General features: G+C 64.4%; 20 protein-coding genes. 13 read left to right on the top strand and 7 right to left on the bottom strand.

Annotated elements, in window-relative coordinates:
• The 8 genes from ABFX23_RS08050 to ABFX23_RS08015 all read left to right on the top strand — a co-directional run bounded on the left by ABFX23_RS08050 (position 1) and on the right by ABFX23_RS08015 (position 7823).
• Entirely contained in the window at positions 1-1755 is a 1755-nt protein-coding gene (locus ABFX23_RS08050; RefSeq protein WP_346032582.1) for a SulP family inorganic anion transporter, read from the top strand.
• Positions 1755-1901: a transposase gene (locus tag ABFX23_RS08045; protein ID WP_346032581.1), complete on the top strand. Its 147-nt coding sequence runs from the start codon at positions 1755-1757 to the stop codon at positions 1899-1901. Before ABFX23_RS08050 ends, ABFX23_RS08045 begins: the two co-directional genes overlap by 1 nt.
• Positions 1902-2077: 176 nt before the next feature.
• Positions 2078-2707: a peroxiredoxin gene (locus ABFX23_RS08040; protein ID WP_346032580.1), complete on the top strand. Its 630-nt coding sequence runs from the start codon at positions 2078-2080 to the stop codon at positions 2705-2707.
• A 113-nt stretch (positions 2708-2820) separates the two neighbouring features.
• On the top strand, positions 2821-4266 hold the full coding sequence (locus tag ABFX23_RS08035) for a cytochrome ubiquinol oxidase subunit I (protein WP_346032579.1): 1446 nt from the start codon (positions 2821-2823) through the stop codon (positions 4264-4266).
• The gene (gene cydB, locus ABFX23_RS08030) at positions 4266-5261 is read left to right on the top strand and encodes a cytochrome d ubiquinol oxidase subunit II (RefSeq protein ID WP_346032578.1); all 996 of its coding nucleotides are present in this window, start codon (positions 4266-4268) and stop codon (positions 5259-5261) included. The genes ABFX23_RS08035 and cydB overlap by 1 nt, the downstream gene beginning before the upstream one ends.
• The gene (locus ABFX23_RS08025) at positions 5245-5382 is read left to right on the top strand and encodes a DUF2474 family protein (protein WP_346032577.1); all 138 of its coding nucleotides are present in this window, start codon (positions 5245-5247) and stop codon (positions 5380-5382) included. The genes cydB and ABFX23_RS08025 overlap by 17 nt, the downstream gene beginning before the upstream one ends.
• A 144-nt stretch (positions 5383-5526) precedes the next feature.
• Entirely contained in the window at positions 5527-6384 is an 858-nt protein-coding gene (locus ABFX23_RS08020) for an LOG family protein (RefSeq protein WP_346033031.1), read from the top strand.
• Between the two features lie 695 nt (positions 6385-7079).
• Entirely contained in the window at positions 7080-7823 is a 744-nt protein-coding gene (locus ABFX23_RS08015) for an alkaline phosphatase family protein (RefSeq protein WP_346032576.1), read from the top strand.
• Positions 7824-8174: 351 nt separating this feature from the next.
• Here the strand turns inward: ABFX23_RS08015 and thiD are convergent, their stop codons facing one another.
• Positions 8175-8927, bottom strand: coding sequence for a bifunctional hydroxymethylpyrimidine kinase/phosphomethylpyrimidine kinase (gene thiD, locus ABFX23_RS08010; RefSeq protein WP_346032575.1), 753 nt, complete (start codon positions 8925-8927; stop codon positions 8175-8177).
• A 4-nt stretch (positions 8928-8931) separates the two neighbouring features.
• Positions 8932-10269 (bottom strand): phosphoglucosamine mutase, encoded by a 1338-nt coding sequence (glmM, locus tag ABFX23_RS08005; RefSeq protein ID WP_346032574.1) that lies wholly within the window; start codon positions 10267-10269, stop codon positions 8932-8934.
• A 202-nt stretch (positions 10270-10471) separates the two neighbouring features.
• Here glmM and ABFX23_RS08000 point away from each other — a divergent pair, with 202 nt between their 5' ends.
• Positions 10472-11083: a superoxide dismutase gene (locus ABFX23_RS08000; RefSeq protein ID WP_346032573.1), complete on the top strand. Its 612-nt coding sequence runs from the start codon at positions 10472-10474 to the stop codon at positions 11081-11083.
• A 95-nt stretch (positions 11084-11178) separates the two neighbouring features.
• Here ABFX23_RS08000 and ABFX23_RS07995 read toward each other — a convergent pair whose 3' ends face one another.
• The 3 genes from ABFX23_RS07995 to ABFX23_RS07985 form a co-directional block, all read right to left on the bottom strand.
• Positions 11179-12339, bottom strand: a complete 1161-nt coding sequence (locus ABFX23_RS07995; RefSeq protein ID WP_346032572.1) for an AI-2E family transporter — start codon at positions 12337-12339, stop codon at positions 11179-11181.
• Positions 12340-12411: 72 nt separating this feature from the next.
• Positions 12412-13044, bottom strand: a complete 633-nt coding sequence (locus tag ABFX23_RS07990) for a sigma-70 family RNA polymerase sigma factor (protein WP_346032571.1) — start codon at positions 13042-13044, stop codon at positions 12412-12414.
• On the bottom strand, positions 13041-13292 hold the full coding sequence (locus ABFX23_RS07985) for a NepR family anti-sigma factor (RefSeq protein ID WP_346032570.1): 252 nt from the start codon (positions 13290-13292) through the stop codon (positions 13041-13043). The genes ABFX23_RS07990 and ABFX23_RS07985 overlap by 4 nt, the downstream gene beginning before the upstream one ends.
• 223 nt (positions 13293-13515) lie before the next feature.
• Here ABFX23_RS07985 and ABFX23_RS07980 point away from each other — a divergent pair, with 223 nt between their 5' ends.
• The 4 genes from ABFX23_RS07980 to ABFX23_RS07965 all read left to right on the top strand — a co-directional run bounded on the left by ABFX23_RS07980 (position 13516) and on the right by ABFX23_RS07965 (position 17253).
• Positions 13516-15138 (top strand): CHASE domain-containing protein, encoded by a 1623-nt coding sequence (locus tag ABFX23_RS07980; protein ID WP_346032569.1) that lies wholly within the window; start codon positions 13516-13518, stop codon positions 15136-15138.
• 69 nt (positions 15139-15207) lie between these two features.
• Positions 15208-15939, top strand: coding sequence for a molybdate ABC transporter substrate-binding protein (modA, locus tag ABFX23_RS07975; RefSeq protein WP_346032568.1), 732 nt, complete (start codon positions 15208-15210; stop codon positions 15937-15939).
• Entirely contained in the window at positions 15936-16625 is a 690-nt protein-coding gene (gene modB / locus ABFX23_RS07970) for a molybdate ABC transporter permease subunit (protein WP_346032567.1), read from the top strand. Before modA ends, modB begins: the two co-directional genes overlap by 4 nt.
• Positions 16615-17253 carry an ATP-binding cassette domain-containing protein gene (locus ABFX23_RS07965; protein ID WP_346032566.1) on the top strand — a complete coding sequence of 213 codons (639 nt, stop codon included), beginning with the start codon at positions 16615-16617 and terminating at the stop codon, positions 17251-17253. The genes modB and ABFX23_RS07965 overlap by 11 nt, the downstream gene beginning before the upstream one ends.
• Before the next feature lie 3 nt (positions 17254-17256).
• Here the strand turns inward: ABFX23_RS07965 and ABFX23_RS07960 are convergent, their stop codons facing one another.
• Together ABFX23_RS07960 and ABFX23_RS07955 are read right to left on the bottom strand one after the other, a co-directional pair.
• The gene (locus ABFX23_RS07960) at positions 17257-19458 is read right to left on the bottom strand and encodes a xanthine dehydrogenase family protein molybdopterin-binding subunit (RefSeq protein WP_346032565.1); all 2202 of its coding nucleotides are present in this window, start codon (positions 19456-19458) and stop codon (positions 17257-17259) included.
• Positions 19451-19924, bottom strand: a complete 474-nt coding sequence (locus ABFX23_RS07955; protein WP_346032564.1) for a (2Fe-2S)-binding protein — start codon at positions 19922-19924, stop codon at positions 19451-19453. The genes ABFX23_RS07960 and ABFX23_RS07955 overlap by 8 nt, the downstream gene beginning before the upstream one ends.
• Positions 19925-20121: the final 197 nt, after the last annotated feature.

Below are 20121 nucleotides of genomic sequence, written 5' to 3'. Positions count from 1 at the left end.
ATGCTGAAACGCTATTTCCCGATCCTCGACTGGGGACGCACCTATAACGGAGAGGCGCTGAGCAGCGACATGGTGGCGGCGGTGATCGTCACCATCATGCTGATCCCGCAAAGCCTCGCCTACGCGCTGCTGGCGGGCCTGCCGCCGGTGGTGGGCCTCTATGCCTCCATCCTGCCGCTGGTCGCCTATGCCATTTTCGGCACCAGTCGCACGCTGGCCGTGGGGCCCGTGGCCGTCGTCAGCCTGATGACGGCGAGCGCGGTGGGCGCGGTGGCGGCGCAGGGGACGGCGGAATACCTGGAGGCGGCGATCACACTGGCCGCGCTGTCCGGCGTAATGCTGCTCGTGCTGGGCGTGCTGCGCATGGGCTTCCTCGCGAACCTGCTCTCGCACCCCGTCATCAGCGGGTTCATCACCGCCAGCGGCATCCTGATCGCCACCAGCCAGCTGCGGCACGTGCTGGGCGTACAGGGCGGAGGCGATACCTGGCCCGACATGCTAGGCTCGCTTGCCGCCAATATCGGCAACGTGAACCCGTGGACGCTGGCCGTGGGTGTGCCTGCGGTCATTTTCCTGTTCTGGGTGCGCAAGGGGCTGAAACCCATGCTGATCGGCATGGGCTTGCCGCCCAAGGCTGCCGATATCGCCGCCAAGGCAGGGCCGGTGCTGGCCGTGGCTGTCAGCATCGTGGCCGTGATCGCATTCGATCTTGCGGGCAAGGGCGTGAACATCACCGGCGAAATCCCTTCCGGACTGCCGCCCTTTGCCATGCCCAGCACCGACGTTTCGCTGATCCAGCAACTGATCGTGCCCGCGCTGCTGATTTCCATCATCGGTTTCGTGGAAAGCGTAAGCGTCGCGCAGACGCTGGCCGCCAAGCGCCGCCAGCGCATCTCGCCCGACCAGGAACTGATCGGCCTCGGCGCTTCGAACGTCGCCAGCGCATTTTCCGGCGGCTATCCGGTGACGGGCGGCTTCGCGCGCTCGGTGGTGAATTTCGACGCAGGGGCGCAGACGCCTGCCGCCGGCGCGTTTACTGCCGTCGGTATCGCGCTCGCCAGCCTGTTCCTCACCCCGCTGCTGTTCAGCCTGCCCATCGCCGTGCTGGCCGCCACGATCATCGTTGCCGTGCTGGCCCTGGTGGACCTGAAGACCCCGAAGCAGCTCTGGACCTATTCACGGGCGGATTTTGCCGCGCATGTCGCCACCATCGGCATCACCCTGGTTGCAGGCGTGGAGATGGGCGTGATTGCGGGCGTTTCCGTCGGCCTGCTGCTCTATCTGTGGCGCGCCAGCCGACCCCACGCCGCCATCGTGGGCCGCGTTCCTGAAACCGAGCATTTCCGTAATATCGAGCGGCACAAGGTCTTCACCGCCGATCACGTGCTCTCCATCCGCATCGACGAGGCGCTGACTTTCCTCAACGCCCGCTGGCTGGAGGAATACGTGCTGGAACAGGTGGCCGACCGGCCCAGGGTGCGCCACGTCATCCTGATGTGCAGCGCGGTGAACGAGATCGACGCGTCGGGCCTCGAAAGCCTGGAAGCGATCAACCACCGGATGCAGGATGCGGGAATCAAGCTGCACCTTTCCGAAGTGAAGGGGCCGGTGATGGACCGGCTGCAGCGCACCCATTTCCCCGACGAATTGAGCGGCAAGGTCTACCTTTCCCAGTCGCGCGCTTTCGAAGAGGCGTTGCGCGACAACGGCGACACGTTCGAGGAGCCGAAGGACTGGCCGCGCGGAATGATCTGATGGCAGTCATTCCCGACAAGGACGCAAAGTGTCGCCGGATCGAGGCGCTGATCGCCGAAGGGCGGGGCGTTTGCGAAAGCTGCCGCGAAGTGGGCGTCTCGGAAAAGACTTACTACCGCTGGCGCAAGGCTGACGCCTCCACATAGTTTATTAAATAATGCAAATGATGAAGGGGTCTGCACCCTTTCATATCGGCTTTCCCCCCATTCTTGAACCCTCTCTTGCATATATTCAGAATAACGATTATTGAAATTGAGAATATGAATTCGCCAATGTCGCGCGAGTCGGCTAATCCGGCTCCAGCAACAAAGGAGATACGAGAATGAGCCTTCACATCGGAGATACCGCACCCGACTTCACCACGGACAGCACCGTCGGCGAGATCAGCTTGCACGACTGGGCAGGCGACAGCTGGGTTTTCTTCTTCAGCCACCCGGCCGACTTCACGCCCGTCTGCACCACCGAAATGGGCGCGACTGCCGCGCTTGCAGACGAGTTTGCCAGGCGCAACGTGAAGCCGCTGGGCCTTTCCACCGACACGGCCGACGAACACCGCGCCTGGATCGCCGACGTGAACGAGACGCAGGGCGTGGACCTGCAATTCCCCATCGTCGACGATGCCGACATGAAGATCGCGCAGGCTTACGACATGATCCATCCGGGGCAGAGCGAGACCGCTGCCGCGCGTTCGGTCTTCATCATCGATCCCAGCAAGACCATCCGTCTCATCATGACCTACCCGATGAGCGTGGGCCGTAACTTCGACGAAATCCTGCGCGTGATCGACAGCCTGCAGTTGGCCGACCGCAAGGGCGTCGTCACCCCGGCGAACTGGCTGCCGGGCGGCGAAGTCATCATCCCGCCGAGCATGTCCGACGAGGACGCGAAGGCGAAATTCCCGCAGGGCTTCAAGACGATCAAGCCCTACCTGCGAACGACGCTGGTCGACTGATCACCCGCTTCCGGGGCGCGCGTCCTCCCTCCCTCCGGCGCGCCCCGGTTCCTGCATCACCCCTTGCAAAATCCGCACTGGGGTTTTGCACCCAGAGCTTGTAAAGGCATACCATGTTCGACGGCTTCGATGCCCTGATGCTCGCCCGGATACAGTTTGCCTTCACGGTAAGCTTCCACTTCTTCTTCCCCGCTTTCACCATCGGCCTCGCCAGCTACCTCGCGGTACTGGAGGGGCTGTGGTTGAAGACGGGCAAGCAGCTCTATCTCGACCTGTTCAAGTACTGGGTGAAGATCTTCGCCATCACCTTTGCCATGGGCGTCGTCTCCGGCATCGTGATGAGCTACCAGTTCGGCACCAACTGGTCGGTCTTCTCCGACATTGCAGGGCCGGTGATCGGACCGTTGATGGCCTACGAAGTGCTGACTGCCTTCTTCCTGGAGGCAGGCTTCCTCGGCGTGATGCTGTTCGGCATGAACAAGGTTGGCAAGAAGCTGCACTTCGCCGCCACGCTGATGGTGGCGGTGGGCACTTTCATCTCGGCCTTCTGGATCCTCTCGGTCAACAGCTGGATGCAGACGCCCGTGGGATACGAGATGGGCGCCAACGGCCAATACCTGCCGGGCGACAGCTGGCTGGCCATCGTCTTCAACCCGAGCTTCCCCTATCGCCTCGTCCACACCGTGCTGGCGGCCTATCTCACCACCGCATTCGTGGTAGGCGGCGTCGGTGCGTGGCACCTGCTCAAGGACAGGGCCAACCTGCACGCGCGCAAGATGTTTTCCATGGCCATGTGGATGGCGGCCATCGTCGCACCGATCCAGATCGTTGCGGGTGACATGCACGGCCTCAACACCATGGAGCATCAGCCGCAGAAGGTGATGGCGATGGAGGGGCACTACAACAGCTACCCCGAGGGCGCGCCGCTCTACGTTTTCGGCATCCCCAACGACGAGGAGCAGCGCCTCGACTATGCCCTCGGCATCCCCAAGCTTTCCAGCCTGATCCTGAAGCATGATCCCGATGCGCCGATCGAGGGGCTCGATACCGTGCCCGACGACGAGCAGCCGCCGGTCTTCCTGGTGTTCTGGGCGTTCCGCATCATGATCGCCATCGGCATGGCGATGATGGCGGTGGGCGTGTGGAGCCTGTTCGCACGCTGGCGTGGCAAGCTGTACGACTGGCGCTGGCTGCACCGCGCCGCGCTGGTGATGGGTCCGTCCGGTTTCCTTGCCGTGCTGTGCGGCTGGATTACTACCGAAGTGGGCCGCCAGCCCTACGTGATCTACGGCCTGCTGCGAACGGCGGACGCCGCCAGCCCGCTTGCCGCGCCTGCCGTGGGCGCCTCCTTGCTGGCCTTCATCGTCGTCTACTTCACGGTATTCGGCGCAGGCGTGTGGTACATCCTGCACCTGATGCGCAAGGCTCCGCATACCGGCGAACTGGGTGCGAAGCGCGGCGACACCGGGCCGATCCGTACCGCCGGTATCACGCCGGGGCCGACGCAGAATCCGGGACATGCCGAGACGCTTCCCGATAGCGATGAGGAGGCGCGGTAATGGACCTGACGACCATCTGGGCCTTCATCATCGCCTTCGCCGTGTTCGCCTACGTGGTGATGGACGGGTTCGACCTTGGCATCGGCATCCTCTTCCCCAGCTTCGATCCGGGGCGCGAGCGGGACCGGGCGATGAACTCGATCGCGCCCGTGTGGGACGGCAACGAGACCTGGCTGGTGCTGGGCGGCGGCGGCCTGTTCGCCGCCTTCCCGCTGGCCTACGCGGTGATCCTGCCAGCCACCTATCCGCTGATCATCGCCATGCTGCTGGGCCTCGTCTTTCGCGGCGTCGCCTTCGAATACCGCTGGCGCGATCCATCGCATCGCCGGCTGTGGGACTTCGCCTTCACCGGCGGCTCCGTAGTCGCGGCGATGGCGCAGGGCATGACGCTGGGCGCCTTGTTACAAGGCATCGACGTGGTGGACCGCGCCTATGCCGGAAGCTGGTTCGACTGGCTGACGCCGTACACGCTCCTCACCGGCCTCGGCACAGTGGCGGGCTATGCCCTGCTGGGCGCGACGTGGCTGATCTGGAAGCTGGACGGCGAAGGGCAGGCCCACGCCCGCAAGCTGGCCCTGCGCGCCGGGCTGGCAACGCTGGTGCTGATGGGGGCGGTGAGCGTCTACAACGTGCTGCTGAACGCCGAATATGCGGCCCGCTGGCTGACCGCGCCGGAAATCTATTTCGCCGCCCCGGTGCCGATCCTGACCGCGATCGTCGCTGTCTCCCTGCTGCGCGCGGTGACGAAGGAGCGCAATTCCAAGCCGTTCTGGCTGGCGCTGCTGCTGTTCTTCCTCGGCATGGCGGGACTGGGCGTCACGATCTGGCCGAACGTGGTGCCGCCCGATGTCACCATCTGGGATGCCGCCGCGCCGGAGCGCAGCCAGGTGTTCATGCTGGTGGGTGTTGCCATCACGATGCCGCTGATCATCGGTTACACCGCCTGGGCCTACTGGGTGTTCCGCGGGAAAGTGGACGATGAAGGATACCACTAGGCAGGAAAGCGAAGCGGGACCGCTGTGGAAGCGTCTGGCGTGGATGGCGGCGATATGGCTTGCCAGCATCAGCGTGCTGGGCGCGATCGCCATGGTAATCCGCTGGTGGCTCGCGCCCTGAAGCTGCGGCGGATTTCCTGACTTTAAATCGTCGCGGCGAAGCCCTACCTCTCGATGCTGCTTATTATCGAGAGGATTACGCGTGGCAGACAGCCCCGAAAACGAAGACCACGATCTGAAGGACTACAAGTTCTACCACGCGGACATGGAGGCCGGCTTTGCCGACTCCCTCGACAACGATACCCCGCAAACCCGGCACCCGGCCTATCGCCTCGCCTTCCGCGACGAGGATTTCCTGCTGCGCGAGGAACTGCGCCCGGTGCGCTTCCAGCTCGAACTGCTGAAGCCCACGATGGTGCTGGACGAAGCGCGCGTCGGTTCCACGCTGGTGATGTACGGCTCTGCCCGCATTCCTCCGCCGGAATCGACCGAGGCCGCGCTGGAGCAGGCAGAGAACCTGCCCGACGACGAGGCGCTGGTGGTGCGCAACCTTGCCGCCAAGGCGAAGTATTACGCCGAGGCCTATCGCCTGGCGCGCATGGTGACGGAAAAGTCCATCGTCGAGGACGGCCAGCGACAGTTCGTCGTAACGTCGGGCGGTGGCCCGTCGATCATGGAAGCCGCCAACCGCGGGGCCAGCGATGCGGGAGGCGAATCCATCGGCCTCAACATCATCCTGCCGCACGAGCAGGCGCCCAACCCTTACGTCACGCCGTACCTGTCGCTGAACTTTCACTATTTCGCCCTGCGCAAGATGCACTTCCTGATCCGCGCACGCGCCGTGGCGGTGTTCCCCGGCGGGTTCGGCACTTTCGACGAGATGTTCGAACTGCTCACCCTGATCCAGACCGGCAAGATGAAGCGCATTCCGGTGCTGCTGTTCGGCAAGGACTTCTGGAACCGGGTGGTGAATTTCGAAGCGATTGCAGAGGAAGGCACGATCTCGAAGAAGGATCTCGACCTCATCACCTGGTGTGAAACCGCCGAGGACGGGTGGGAAGCGATCCGCGAATTCTACTGCCTGAAGGACAACGGCGCGGCGGGGATGGACTGCGACGCCTGATCGGCGCGCGCGCGGGTCCTCTCGGCTGCGCCCGGCATCCCGGTTAGGACGAAATTTACCCTGGCATGGCAAGCCCCTCGGTCACTGGTGGACCGATGGATGCGCACGCGAATAGAACTCCTCGATAATTTCCCTGCAAGGTGGGTGTTCTGGTGGGTGCTGATGCCCAACCTGGCGCTGATTGCCATGTGGTTCGTGGGTGGTCCCAACATGACCTCGCGCATCATCATGGCAGGCGTTGCCGCGCTGGTCTTCGGCTCGATGCCCAATCGGCTCGTGCGTACGGCAGGCATCGTCGCCATCTTCGCGTTCCTGCTGATTTCCTATTTCTCGCGCGTGTTCTACCTGACGGTAGACAAGGCCTTCACCTCGCTCGTCTACCTTGGCGAGATGAACCTCTCGGCATCGCCAAGCTATGTCGTCGGCGGCGCGGTGCTGGCGCTGGCGTTCGGCCTGTGCCTGTGGTTCGCCCCGCGAACCGAGAGGCCGCGCGGGTTCCGGCAGTTCCTGCTCGCTTTCGTCTGCGTGGCCCTGCTGGCGCAGGCCGACGAGCGCTTCAACAGCGCCGACCGGGGTGGTTACATGGTCAAGGCCCCGGAAGGTACGCCGATAGAATCCGCCATGCTGACGACGGCGATTTCCCCGAAACGCTCGGGACGCGCAACCTCGTCGTCATCATCCTTGAATCGGTCGGCGTGCCCGCCAACGATCATGACCGGGCGATCTTCGATGCGATCTGGAACGCGGACAAGTGGGCGCCGCATTACACGGCCAGCTATGGCGAAGCGCCGTTCTACGGGTCGACCACCAATGCCGAGATCCGCGAGTTGTGCGAGGCGTGGGACGACCCCACCCGGTTCGATTTCGACAGCGCCAATTGCGTGCCGCACCGCTTCGCGCAAGCCGGCTTCGAGACGACCGCGCTACACGGCTTTACGCCCGAGTTCTTCGACCGCCGGGACTGGTATCCCAGGGTTGGCTTCGAGAACGTGCAGTTCGGCCCCGACCTGGTCCGGGAAGGCGCGCAACTGTGCGACGGGGTCTTCACCGGCGTTTGCGACCGCGAATTCCCTCGCGAGATCGCAGCGATCCTGGGAAGGGAACCGCAGAAACGCAAGCTGGTCTACTGGCTCACGCTCAGTGGGCACCTGCCCGTGGACGACAACGCGAGCATGCAGCTTGGCGCCTGCAACCTCGGTACGCCCGAGTGGCGCGAGGCCTTTCCCATGCTGTGCCGCAGCTACATGCTGCAACGGCAGATTGCCGATGCGCTGCGAGAGGAGATCGACAGTCCCGGTTTTGCCGATACCGATGTCCTGATCGTGGGCGATCATATTCCCCCGTTCTTCCAGCGTTCGATCAGGAGCCGGTTCAAGACGGGGCTGGTGCCGTTCATCTACCTGCGCCGCCAGCAGGACGTGGCGGGGCCTGCCGCCTGACCCAGTCCTGGCGGGATCGGCTGTCCTACACCGCTTCCGCCCCGGCACGCTCGACCGATGCCGAGACTTCCTGCTCCCCACGTCTTCCAGGCACCGTGCAACGTCGCATTTCCCCGTGGCGCTCCGGATTGGCGAAAGGTTACACAGCGCGCCCCGAATTGCCCGAGGCAATTGTCGCTGGATATGTGGGGAAACGGAAAAGGTCCCAGCGGCGCGAGCATTCAGGAATGCCGGAATTGCGCGCTTTCGCGCCTGTTCGAACCGCGTGCCTTCGGCGCTGCCAGCCACGAAAGGGGGCCGGCAGAACGGCTGGCGGATATTTTCAGAAACGGGGTGGTGTGCGTTCCAGGTTCATCGCACCGCCTGGTGCCCCAGCGGTCCGTTGCCGAAGCCGAAGCCGGGCGCGCTCTTCAGTGCCTCGCGCACGAACAGGCGGGCATCGGCGATGGCTCGCTCCAGTGGCAGGCCGTGACCGAGGTTTGTGGCGATTGCGCTGGAGAGAGTGCAGCCCGTGCCGTGGGTATGCTTGGTGACGATGCGGGCATCGCTCCAAACCGCGTCCTGTGTGCCGGGGCGCACGAGGCGGTCCTCCACCATCGGGCCATCCGCGTCTCCTCCTTTGGCAAGGTAGGCGATCTTTCGGTCCGCCATCCCCGCCGCGCCGCCCAGCGCCTCCAGCTCGGGCACGTTGGGGGTGGTGAGGGTGGCGAGGTCCATCAGCCATTCGAACACTTCGATGGTCGCCTCGTCCGCCAGCACGCTGCCGCTGGTGGCGACCATCACGGGGTCAAAGACGATGGGTTTGCCAAGGTCCTCCAGCCGGTCCGCCACCACCTCAGCAATGTCGGCGCTGCCGAGCATCCCGATCTTCACCGCGTCGACGCCGATATCCTCAAGACAGGCATCCATCTGCGCGGCGACGAAATCGGGCGAGAGCGCCTCCACCCCGGTAACCCCGCGGGTGTTCTGCGCGGTGACGGCGGTGATAGCGGTCATGGCATAACCGCCCAGCATGGTGATGGTCTTGATGTCCGCCTGGATGCCGGCCCCGCCCGAGGAATCGGACCCGGCGATGACAAGGATGCGGGGCGGGCGCGCGCTCATGCGATCAGACCGCGGCCCTCACCGCGTCGCAGATGGAATCGACCACCCGCTCGACCTGGGCTTCGTCGTCGCCTTCCGCCATCACGCGGATCAGGGGCTCCGTGCCGGACTTGCGGATCACCAGCCGCCCGCTGCCGCCGAGCTCGCCCTTGGCAGAGGCGATGGCGTCCTTCACGTTCTGCTCTTCCAGCGGATCGCCGCTTTCGTAGCGCACGTTCTTCAGCAGTTGCGGCACGGGATCGAACAGGTGCAGCAATTCGCTGGCGGGCTTGCCGGTGCGCACCAGTGCGGCCAGCACCTGCAGCGCGGCCACCGTGCCATCGCCGGTGGTGGCGTGGTCCAGCAGGATCATGTGGCCGGACTGTTCACCGCCCACGTTGTATCCGCCGGACTTCATCGCGCCCAGCACGTAGCGGTCGCCCACCTTGGTGCGCACCAGTTCCAGGCCCTTGCCCTGCAGGAAGCGCTCCAGCCCGAGATTGGACATGACCGTGGCAACCACGCCGCCGCCTTTCAGCCTGCCGTCTTTCGCCCAGCGGCTGCCGATCAGCGCCATGATCTGGTCGCCGTCGACGGGGCGGCCCTTCTCGTCGATCACGATCAGGCGGTCGGCATCGCCATCAAGCGCAATGCCGAGGTCGGCGCCTTCGTCCACCACGCGCTTGCGGATCGCATCGAGGTGGGTGGAGCCCACGCCGTCGTTGATGTTGAGGCCGTTGGGAGCAACGCCCATGGAGACAACCTCCGCGCCCAGTTCCCAGATCGCGGTGGGGGCCACCTGGTAGGCGGCACCATGGGCGCAATCCACAACGATCTTCAGGCCGTCGAGACGCACGTCCTCAGGCAGCGACTGCTTGACGGCATGGATGTAGCGCCCGCGCGCATCCTCGATCCGGCGGGCGCGGCCGATATGGTCGCCCTCGGCCAATGTCTGCTCCTCGCGCATGGCGGCCTCGATCGCTTCCTCGTCCTCGTCGGACAGCTTGAAGCCATCGGGCCCGAACAGCTTGATGCCGTTGTCGTCGTAGGGGTTGTGGCTGGCAGAGATCATCACCCCGATATCGGCGCGCATCTCGCGCGTCAGCAGGGCGACGGCGGGGGTGGGCAGGGGGCCGGTCATGATCACGTCCATCCCCACGCTGGTGAAGCCTGCCACCAGCGCGTTCTCCATCATGTAGCCCGACAGGCGCGTGTCCTTGCCGATCACCACCCGGTGCTTGTGATCGCCACGCAGGAAGTGGCGGCCGGCGGCCTGCCCCACCTTCATCGCCGTTGCGGCATTGAGCTTCCTGCCATTGGCGCGGCCCCGGATGCCATCGGTGCCGAAATACTCGCGTCCCATAAATGTCCTTCGTTGCCTGTGAGGCTTCGCGCCGCAGCAATGCCGACATTCGGCCCTCTTGTCACGGCCCCGCTGTTCCGCCCCCCTTGCCTTGCGATGAACGCATCGCCAGATAGACCCCGATTTCTCGTGCGGGACATGCAACATCCAGCCGTCTCGCGCATTGGTTACACGACAACCGGATCAACAGGAGACAGATCAAATGGCTTTTTCACTGATGTCGCTTCCCTATGACAAGGAAGCCCTTGCCCCGGCAATTACTGCCGAGACCTTCAGCTACCACCACGGCAAGCACCATCAGGCCTATGTCGACAAGACCAATGCCGCGATCGAAGGCACCGCCCACGCGGACAAGTCGCTGGAAGAAGTGATCGCGGCATCGCGCGGCAGCGACGGCGGCCTTTTCAACAATTCCGCACAGGTGTGGAACCACGGTTTCTACTGGCATTCGCTGACCCCCTCCACCAATGGTCCCTCGGGCGACCTCGCCTCCAAGATCGACGAAGCTTTTGGCTCGCTCGACAAGCTGAAGGACGAACTGAAGTCGAAGGGCGCAGGCCACTTCGCCAGCGGCTGGGTGTGGCTCGCGGAAAAGGGCGGCAAGCTCGAAGTCGTGGATACGCATGACGCCGACACCCTCGCCGACCAGGACTACAACCCCCTGCTGGTGATCGACCTGTGGGAGCACGCCTACTACCTCGACCACCAGAACGCCCGCCCGAGCTATCTCTCGGCCGTGGTCGACGGCCACCTCAACTGGGACTTCGCCGCCGACAACCTGGCACGCGGCAGCACCTGGACCTACGAAGCCTGATCGGTTGAACCGAACGGGAGTCCGCTGGGCGGACTGAGCAAGGGGCTCGTTTCCACACCGGAAGCGGGCCCCTTTCCTACATGGGCCGGAGGTGCCTAGTCCTCCTCGCCGAGTTCGAGAATGTTGGTCTTGAACAATGGCTCACCGAAAATGAAGCCAACGAAGTTCGGCCTGCCGAGATGGTCGACGAGCGCAGTCAGCGTCAGCAGGATCGGCACCGACAGAAGGGCTCCGGCGACGCCCCAGATCCACCCGAAATATGACAGCGCGAGCAGGATCAGCACCGGGTTCATCGTGAACCGCGCACCCAGCACGGCCGGGGTGATCACGTTCGCCTCAACCGTGTGCAGGCCGAGGTAGGCGGCGGCAGGGATGAGGCCGACGAACACCGAGTCCGCAGAGCCGATGCCGAACAGGCCGAGCAGGATCACCATCATCAGCGGCCCGACGTAGGGGATGAAGTTGAGCAGGGCAGCGAGGCCGCCCCACATGATCGGCGCATCGAGGCCCATTACCCAGGCGCCCAGCGCCACGACGATACCGACGCACGTGTTGATGAGGCCGACGGTGAGAATATAGGCGGCAACCCTGTCCTGCACTTCGCGAATGGCGCGCGCGGCTTTCAGGCTGGCGCCCACCTGCTGGCGCTCCAGCAACAGGCGGCGCCGCAAGCGGATACGGGCCTCGATCATGAAGAAGGCCAGCATGAAGGTGAGCAGGGTTTCCAGCAGGACGGTGGGTGTCGCGAAAGCCAGTTGCTCCAGCATGCTCGGCCCGGCGAGGACAACCTGCTGGCCCTCTTCCACGCCGGTCAGAGAGGTCAACTGGTCGTTCAGTTCCCCGACCCAGGCGAAAGCCGCCTGCAACTCGCTGAAATGCTCGCCCACCTGCCGGGTCATGCGGGGCACTTGGTCGTAAAGCGAGATCGCAGGCGCAAAGACAGCGGTGAAGGCAAGCGCGAGTATGGCGAAAAACACCAGCAAGGCGAGGATCGAGGCGAGGAAGTTCGGCAGCCACGTCGCCAGCTTGTCCGCCAGCGGGGAGAGGATGATCGTGAGGATCAGCGCGGCAACCAGCGGCAGGAACACCACCGATCCAATCGACAGGACGAACGGCAAGGCCAGGAACAGGCCGATCGCCAACAGTACGACCAGGGATGAAATCAGCCGTAGTTCCTGCGCGGCGAAAGTCATCGCCCGGCGACGCCCGGCGGTCGGTCTGCTCGGCTTGCTGGGACTTTCCCCCTCGGCGTTCATCGGCGCGTGCCTGTCTTATCCTGCCCGTCTGCGCGCAGCATGTCGCGTTGCGCGAGCGCGATCAAGCGACGACTACTTCGAAGCAGCCGCTTCGCCGCGTCCGGCAGCCACTTCGTCCAGCTCTTCGAGGATGGCGCGGTGTGCCGCAGGGTCGCTCAGGTCGCGGTCGGGGATGTCGCCATCTTCCATCATGCTGGAGAGCGCGGCACGGGCGCGGCCCACACGGCTCTTGATGGTGCCCACCGCACAGCCGCAGATATTTGCGGCTTCCTCGTACGAGAAACCACCAGCGCCAACCAGCAACAGAGCTTCGCGCCTTTCGGGCGGCAGGGTCAGGAGAGCGCGGTGAAGGTCTGACAGGTGCAGGGGTTCTTCCTGCCCGGCAGGTGCCGTCAGGATGCGTTCCGCCACGGTCTCGTCGTATTCCCCGCGGAAGCGGTTGCGCCGCATGTCGGTGAGGTAGGCGTTGCGCAGGATCACGAAGGTCCATGCTCGCATCGATGTGCCCGGCTCGAACCGCTCCTGTGCCGCCCATGCCTTCAGCAGGGCTTCCTGCACCAGATCGTCGGCCATGTCGGGCCTGCCGCACAGGCCGCGGGCAAACGCACGCAGGTGAGGCACGACTTCAGTCAGCTCCCGCTTGAATGCGCGTTTGTCTTCGGCGCTACGCTCGGGCAGCTCGCGTTTGGTTTTCGCCTTGCTCATTTGCCCTCGTCTTCGTCCAGCTTGGAAAGCAGGTTCTTGAAAGAGTCGGGCAGCGGTTCGTCCACTACCGAATTGTAAAGTTTCTTGAGGCTGGACGTCCATTCAGGATCGCCAGCCTTGCCGGCTGCGTCGCCCTTCAGGCCCTTGGCAGCCTTAGCTCCGTCGTTTGACGATGACATAAGTGAAAAATTTCCCGTCGCCATGCAGATTTCCGCTACAGTGGTGATCGCCCTTTCGTGCAGCGGCAACCAGTGCGTTATTGCCTTTAATATGATTGCGGAACGAAACGGCAGCCATCCGGTTCCCCAAGTAGGAATTTCGTGTCGAGGGCCGATTGCAATGTTGCTGCGGGCCCGGCACCGTCATTATCGCTGGGGTGGTTGATCCCTGTCGGGCCGAGGAATCGAATTGCAGCAGCAGGTAAGCAAGCGTAGCAGGACGAAGCGGTGGCTGATGCGCTATCCAAGAGGAATGCCGCTTGGCATTTTCCTCCTGATATCGGCAATCACCATCCTTTCGATCTTTGCGATAGAGCGCGGCGAGTACGAGCGGCAGGCAGCACAGCTCAACGCGCGCGCCACGGCAATTGCCTCCGCTCTGGAACGCCGGGCCAATGCCAGCAGCGCATACCTGCGCGCGGGCGCAGCCTTGCTGTCGACGATGGACGATGTGCCGGCCGACGATTTTCGCCGGTTTGTTTCCGAACTGCGGCTGGATGCCGATTATCGCGGCGCGGAAGGCATCGGCTGGGCCATGGTGGTTCGCCCGTCCGAAATAGCCGAGTTCGAAGCGCTGCTGGCCGAAGAAGCCGTTGTCGAAACCCAGTTCTATCCGGTCTTCACCGGCAACCAGCCCTTTGCCGTGCCTGTCACGTACCTGCAGCCCGATACCGAACGCAATCGCAGGGCGCTTGGGTACGACATGTATTCGGACCCCGTACGCCGTGCTGCGATGGTGGAAGCCGAGCGCACGTCCAGGCCGACGGCCACCGATGCCATCGTACTGCAACAGGAAGGGGAGAGCGAAGCACCGGGCTTCCTCATCTACATGCCGGTTTTCGAACCCGGTGCCGGGGGGCGTACGCTGAAGGGCTTCATCTATTCGCCGTTCAATGCCGAAGACTTCCTGCAGAGCGCGCTCGAACTGGAAGATGCAGGCTCGTATGGCGTAAGCCTCTACGACGACGAAAACGAAGGGGGGGAGAACACGCTGCTCGCCGCGACCTTCGATGGCGATCTCGACAACCGCGAAACTGCCACGCGCACCGTCACGATCGCCAACAATCCCTGGCGTCTTGCGGTCAGTACGAGAGAGGACTTGGGGCTGTCCGGACTATCGATGGCCACCCTCATCTTCGGGCTCCTTGTAGCCAGCCTGCTGATGCTGCTTGTCAGAATGCTGACCCAGCAGGCGCAAGAGGACGAGAGCGCACTTGCCTGGTTCGAGGAGCAGGCGTCCATCCGCAACTCTCTCACCCGTGAACTGAACCACCGGGTCAAGAATACCCTGGCGAATGTCCTGTCGATTATCGCGCTGACCCGCCGACGGGCGACGGACGTGGACGAATTCGCCACGGGTCTCGACGGGCGCATCCGTGCGCTTTCGGCAACGCACGATCTTCTCACCCAGTCGGACTGGGGATCGACGCCTGTGAAGGCGGTGATCGACGCCGAACTGCTCCCCTATGCGCACAATGACGATCATTCGGTGGAGATGGTCGGGCCGGATGTGGAGCTTGCCCCCAACGATGCGCTGTCACTGGGCCTCGCCGTTCACGAACTGGCGACCAATGCTGCCAAGTACGGCGCGCTGAGCAAACCGGGCGGCAAGGTGAGTGTGCAGTGGCGGCTCGTTTCCGAAGACCTTGTCCGCGTTGAATGGCTGGAACGCGGTGGCCCACCCGTGAAGCAGGAGCGTTCCCGCGGGTTCGGGATGGACCTGATCGAGCGGATCGTAGCGCACGAACTGCGGCATCCGGTGGAACTGGATTTCGATCCCGAGGGCGTACGCTGCGTGCTGCTTATCCCTGTCCGCCGCCCCAGCGAATTCATGATCCGCGCTGCAAAGGCAGAGCAGAAGGCCGACGATAGCTGATATGGACGGCAGATTCCTGTCGCTCTAAGGCTGGCTGCCATGCGGGGCACTCCTCTCCTTTCCGGAATCGTGGCGACTATCGCGGCCACCCTGCTGGCCGGCTGCGCGCCTGCCGAACAATCAGGCCCGGTGGTGCTGGCTGCATCGAGCATGCAGGAAGGGCTTGGCGCGGCAGCCGAGCAGTGGGCCGGGAAGGGCCACGAAAGGCCCGCACTCTCCTTCGCTTCGAGTTCCGCCGTGGCGAGGCAGGTGAGCGAAGGCGCACCCGCCGACCTGGTGGTGACATCGGATGATCGCTGGATCGACTGGCTGGACGAACGTGGGGCCTTGTCGGGCGAGCCACTCCCCCTGGTTGCGAATTCGCTGGTGGTGGTGGCTCCTGTTGGAGCGGGCGGCAACGAGAGCCTGGCGGACTTCGCGGCAGCCCCCGAGGCTGGCCGCCTGGCAATCGGCGAGCCGGACAGCGTCCCGGCGGGCGAATTTGCGCGGGCGGCGTTGCGGTCGATGGGTCTGTGGGACGCGCTCTCCTCTCGCCTCGCACCCGGCGAGAATGTCAGGGCCTCGCTCGCACTGGTGGAGCGGGGGGAAGCCGCGCTGGGGATCGTTTACGCCAGCGACGCCGCGGCCAGTGATGCGGTCGAGGTCGTGGAGCGGATCGATCCGGAAGCCCATCCGGCCATCGTCTACTACGTGGCCATGACGAAGGGTTCGCGCCATCCTGACTCGCGCGCGCTGATGGAATTCCTGACTTCGCCGGAAGGGCGCGGCGCAATCGCGGCCAAGGGGTTCTCCCTGCCGTGAGCGAAACCGAATGGACCATCGTCGCGCTGTCGTTGAAAGTCAGCTTGGTTGCCGTGCTGGTCACCTTGCCGATTGCCTATGGGCTGGCCTGGGTCATCGCCCGCCGCCGCTTTCCGGGGCGAATGCTGCTGGATGCGCTGGTGCATCTGCCGCTGGTGCTGCCGCCGGTGGTGACGGGCTGGCTACTGCTCATCGTCCTGGGGCGCAACGGGGCCATTGGTGGATGGCTGTTCGAGACATTCGGCCTGACGCTCGTCTTCAACTGGACGGGCGCCGCGGTTGCCGCAGGCGTCATGGCCCTGCCGCTGATGGTGCGCGCGATGCGGCTTTCGATCGAAGCGGTGGACCGGCGGCTGGTCGGCGCGGCGCGCACGCTGGGCGCGTCGCCGTTCCATGCCTTCCTCACGATCACGCTGCCGCTCAGCCTGCCGGGCATCGCGGCAGGGGCCATGCTGGGTTTTGCCCGCAGCCTGGGCGAATTCGGCGCGACCATCACCTTTGCCGCCAACATCGCGGGCGAGACGCGCACCTTGCCGCTGGCGATCTATACCGGGTTGCAGGTGCCGGGTTCGGAAAGCGACGTCGCGCGCCTCGCAACCATCGCCATCGTCCTCTCGCTGGGCGCGCTGCTGGTGTCCGAATGGCTGGTAAGGCGATCGCAGGGGACCCGCGCCCATGTCCTTTGATGTGAAGATCGAAATGGCGGTGGACGACCATGCTTTCGCGCTGGAATTCTCATCGGATGCAAAGCTGACTGCGCTGGTCGGCCCGTCCGGTGTGGGCAAGACCAGCACGCTCAATGCCATCGCCGGGTTGCTGCGACCAAAGGCCGGGCGGATCGTGGTTGCCGGAGATGTCTTGTTCGACAGCGCCGCCGGGGTGAACCTGCCGCCCGAACGGCGCCGCGCGGGTTACGTTTTTCAGGACGCGCGATTGTTTCCGCACAGGCGCGTTTCGGCCAACCTTTCCTATGGCGCGAAGCTGGCTCCGGAAGGCGCCGAGATCATATCTCGAGACGAAGTCGTCACCCTGCTGGAGATCGGCCACCTGCTCGATCGCCTGCCGGCCACGCTATCGGGCGGTGAAGCGCGCCGTGTCGCCATCGGGCGGGCGCTGCTGTCGGCGCCGCGCTTCCTGTTGCTGGACGAGCCGCTGGCCTCGCTGGACGAGAGTCGCGCCGAAACGTTGCTGAGCCTGATTGAGAGGCTGCGCGACGAGCTTGCCCTGCCGATGCTGCTGGTCAGCCACTCGAGCTCGGAAGTGGAGCGGCTGGCGGGCCGGGTGGTCGAAATGACTGCCCCCGGCCCGGCCTAGCATTTATACAAACAGCGACGTGTCGATCGGCAAGGAGCGAATGCGCTTGCCGGTGAGGGCAAACAACGCGTTCGTCAGGGCCGGGATCACCGGGGGCAGGGCGGGTTCGCCAAGGCCCGTGGGATCGTTGTCCGACAGGACCCATTCGACATGGATCTGCGGCGTCATCGGCATGCGCGGCAGCGGGTAGTTGTGGAAGTTGGACTGCTTCACCGCGCCACCTTCGATCTCGACCGCAAGCTGCATCGCCTGGCCGAGCCCGTCGATGATGGAGCCTTCCACCTGGTTCAAGGCGCCGAACGGGTTGATGATCTGGCTCCCGACGTCGCCAGCGGCCCACACGTTGTGCACCACCGGCTTGCCCCGATCGTCGAGACTGGCTTCCACCACTTCGGCGAAATAGCCCATGTGGCTGTAATAGAAGCCGAAGCCCTTGGCCCGGCCTGCGGGTGCGGGCGCACCCCAGTCTGCCATCTGCATCACCTTGCGGGTGACGGCCTGCAGGCGCGGAGCGGAAAAGCCGGGCTGCGGGCCGATGAAGCCCTGCGTCATCGGTTCGGCTTCGACCCCGTCCGTCAGTTCCAGCATGAGCGTGGGCAAGTCCTTGCCGCTGGCATGGGCCACTTCGTCGAGGAAGCTTTGCATCACGAAAGCGAGCGCGTTCGAAGTCGGCGCCCGCAGGGCCCCCATCGGAACGGCGCTGCTCATCTTGGTCTGCTCGAACTTCAGGTTGTCGACGAACTTGGCCGGGAACTCGTCGGGCGGCATGACCGCCGGATTGAATTGCCCGTCACCAAGGTCGAAGGTGACGAAGTGATCGGCCCAGCCGGTGATCTTGCCATCCGCGTTCAGCGCGGCGCGCAGCTTGTGCCAGCCCGCGGGGCGGTAGAAGTCGCTGCGGACGTCGTCCTCGCGGCTCCAGATCAGGTTGACCGGGGTTCCCGGCATCCGCTTCGCGATCGCGGCAACCTGCACCATGTAATCGTTATTGAGGCGGCGACCGAAACCGCCACCCATGCGAGTGATGTGAACAGTGACCTGCGAAGGTTCCAGCCCAAGGTAGCCCGCCACGGCAGCTTGCCCGCCCTGCGGCGTTTGCGAAGGGGCCCACATTTCCATGGTGCCATCTTCGTGCATCAGCGCGGTGCAGTTCATCGGCTCCATCGCCACGTGGGCGAGGAAGGGATAGCTGTATTCCGCTTCCAGCACCTTGTCCGCCTCGGCGAAGGCCGTTTCGGTATCGCCTTTCTCTGCGAACACTTCATCGCTGGTGCCTGCGGCCCAGGCCTCCTGCGCTGCCTGCGCATAGCCGGCGCTGGAATGGGTGGCCCATTCGCCGTTGTCCCATTGCGGCGACAGGGCAGCGCGAGCCTTGTTGGCCAGCCACCAGTTGTCGGCGATGACGGCGATGCCCTGTGTCAGTTCGACTTCCGGCGCCGCGTCGATGGTGAAGGCATCGATCACGCCGGGTTGCGCCTTGGCGGCATCGAGGTCAGCAGAGACGAGGCTTGCGCCGAACACCGGCGACCGTTCGAACGCGGCATAGACCATGCCGGGAAGCTGCGTGTCGACACCGAAGATCGGCTCCCCGCGCACCACCTTGGGGCTGTCCACCCCGCCGATGGCGCGGCCGATGATGCGGAAGTCCGCCTGGTCCTTCAGCTGGAGGGTGGCGGGATCGGGCACGTCCATCAGCGCGGCATCGGCAGCCAGTTCGCCGAAGCTGGCGCTGCGTTTGCCGCTCTTCTCGATAACGCGGCCCGGCTCCGTTGCCAGGCTGGAGGCACTCACGCCCCAGCGCTGCGCCGCTGCTGCCAGCAGCATGGCACGCGCCGCAGCACCTGCCTGGCGCATGGGAATCCAGTTCATCGGCGTGGCGAACGAACCGCCGGCCAGCTGCGGACCGTACTTGGCCGCATTGGTATCGGCCTGTTCGACGCTCACACTGTCCCAGTCGGCATCAAGCTCTTCGGCGATCAGCATGGGCAGCATGGTCTTGATGCCCTGCCCGATCTCCGGGTTCTTGCCGACGATGGTAATGGTGTCGTCCGCGTTGATGGTGATGAAGGCCGTCAGTTCCGACGGTCCGGCCGCGGCATTGGCGCGCGCAGCCATCGGGAACGTCGCGGCGAGCGCGAAGCCGCCACCAGCAACGGCCGAGGATTTCAGGAACAGGCGGCGCGAAAGCTGGATTGCCTCAGGCATTGGCCGTCTCCTCGTCACGGGCGACCTTGGCAATGGCGGAATGGATGCGCTTGTAACAGGCGCAGCGGCAGATATTGCCCTGCATCGCCGCCTCGATCTCGCCATCGCTGGGGTTGGGATTGTTGTTGAGCAGGGCGGTCGCATTCATCAACTGGCCCGCCTGGCAATAGCCGCACTGCATCACGTCCTCGTCCAGCCATGCCTGCTGCAGCGCCTGGCCGACCGGGGTTTCGCCCAGCGATTCGATGGTCGAGACCTGCTTGTCGCCCACGGCAGACAGGGGCAGCGAGCATGACCGCGTCGCCTGGCCGTCCACGTGCACGGTGCAGGCACCGCACATGCCGATGCCGCAGCCGAACTTGGTGCCGACCATGCTCAGCTCGTTGCGCAGCGCCCAGAGCAGGGGCATGTCGCCCGGCGCGTCGATCTCGCGCGTTTCTCCGTTGATGGTGACACTGTATGCCATGGGCAGGGCTCCGATGCTGTTTTGTCCAGGTGATGCGCGATACGGTACGCAGATTGACTATGTCTACAGGAGGGAGCGCGCCCTGCCAACAGCGACATTAGGTCAGGAGCCGCTCGCGTGCGGGTTTGTCCCCCGTCAGCACCTATGGCACAGATTTGAGGTTGTGATTTAAGGAGGATTTGGGCTTCGTCGTAGTG

This window comes from Erythrobacter westpacificensis (assembly GCF_039542285.1).
GTDB classification, from domain to species: domain Bacteria; phylum Pseudomonadota; class Alphaproteobacteria; order Sphingomonadales; family Sphingomonadaceae; genus Alteraurantiacibacter; species Alteraurantiacibacter westpacificensis.
This window is presented reverse-complemented; position numbering and strand designations above follow the sequence as displayed.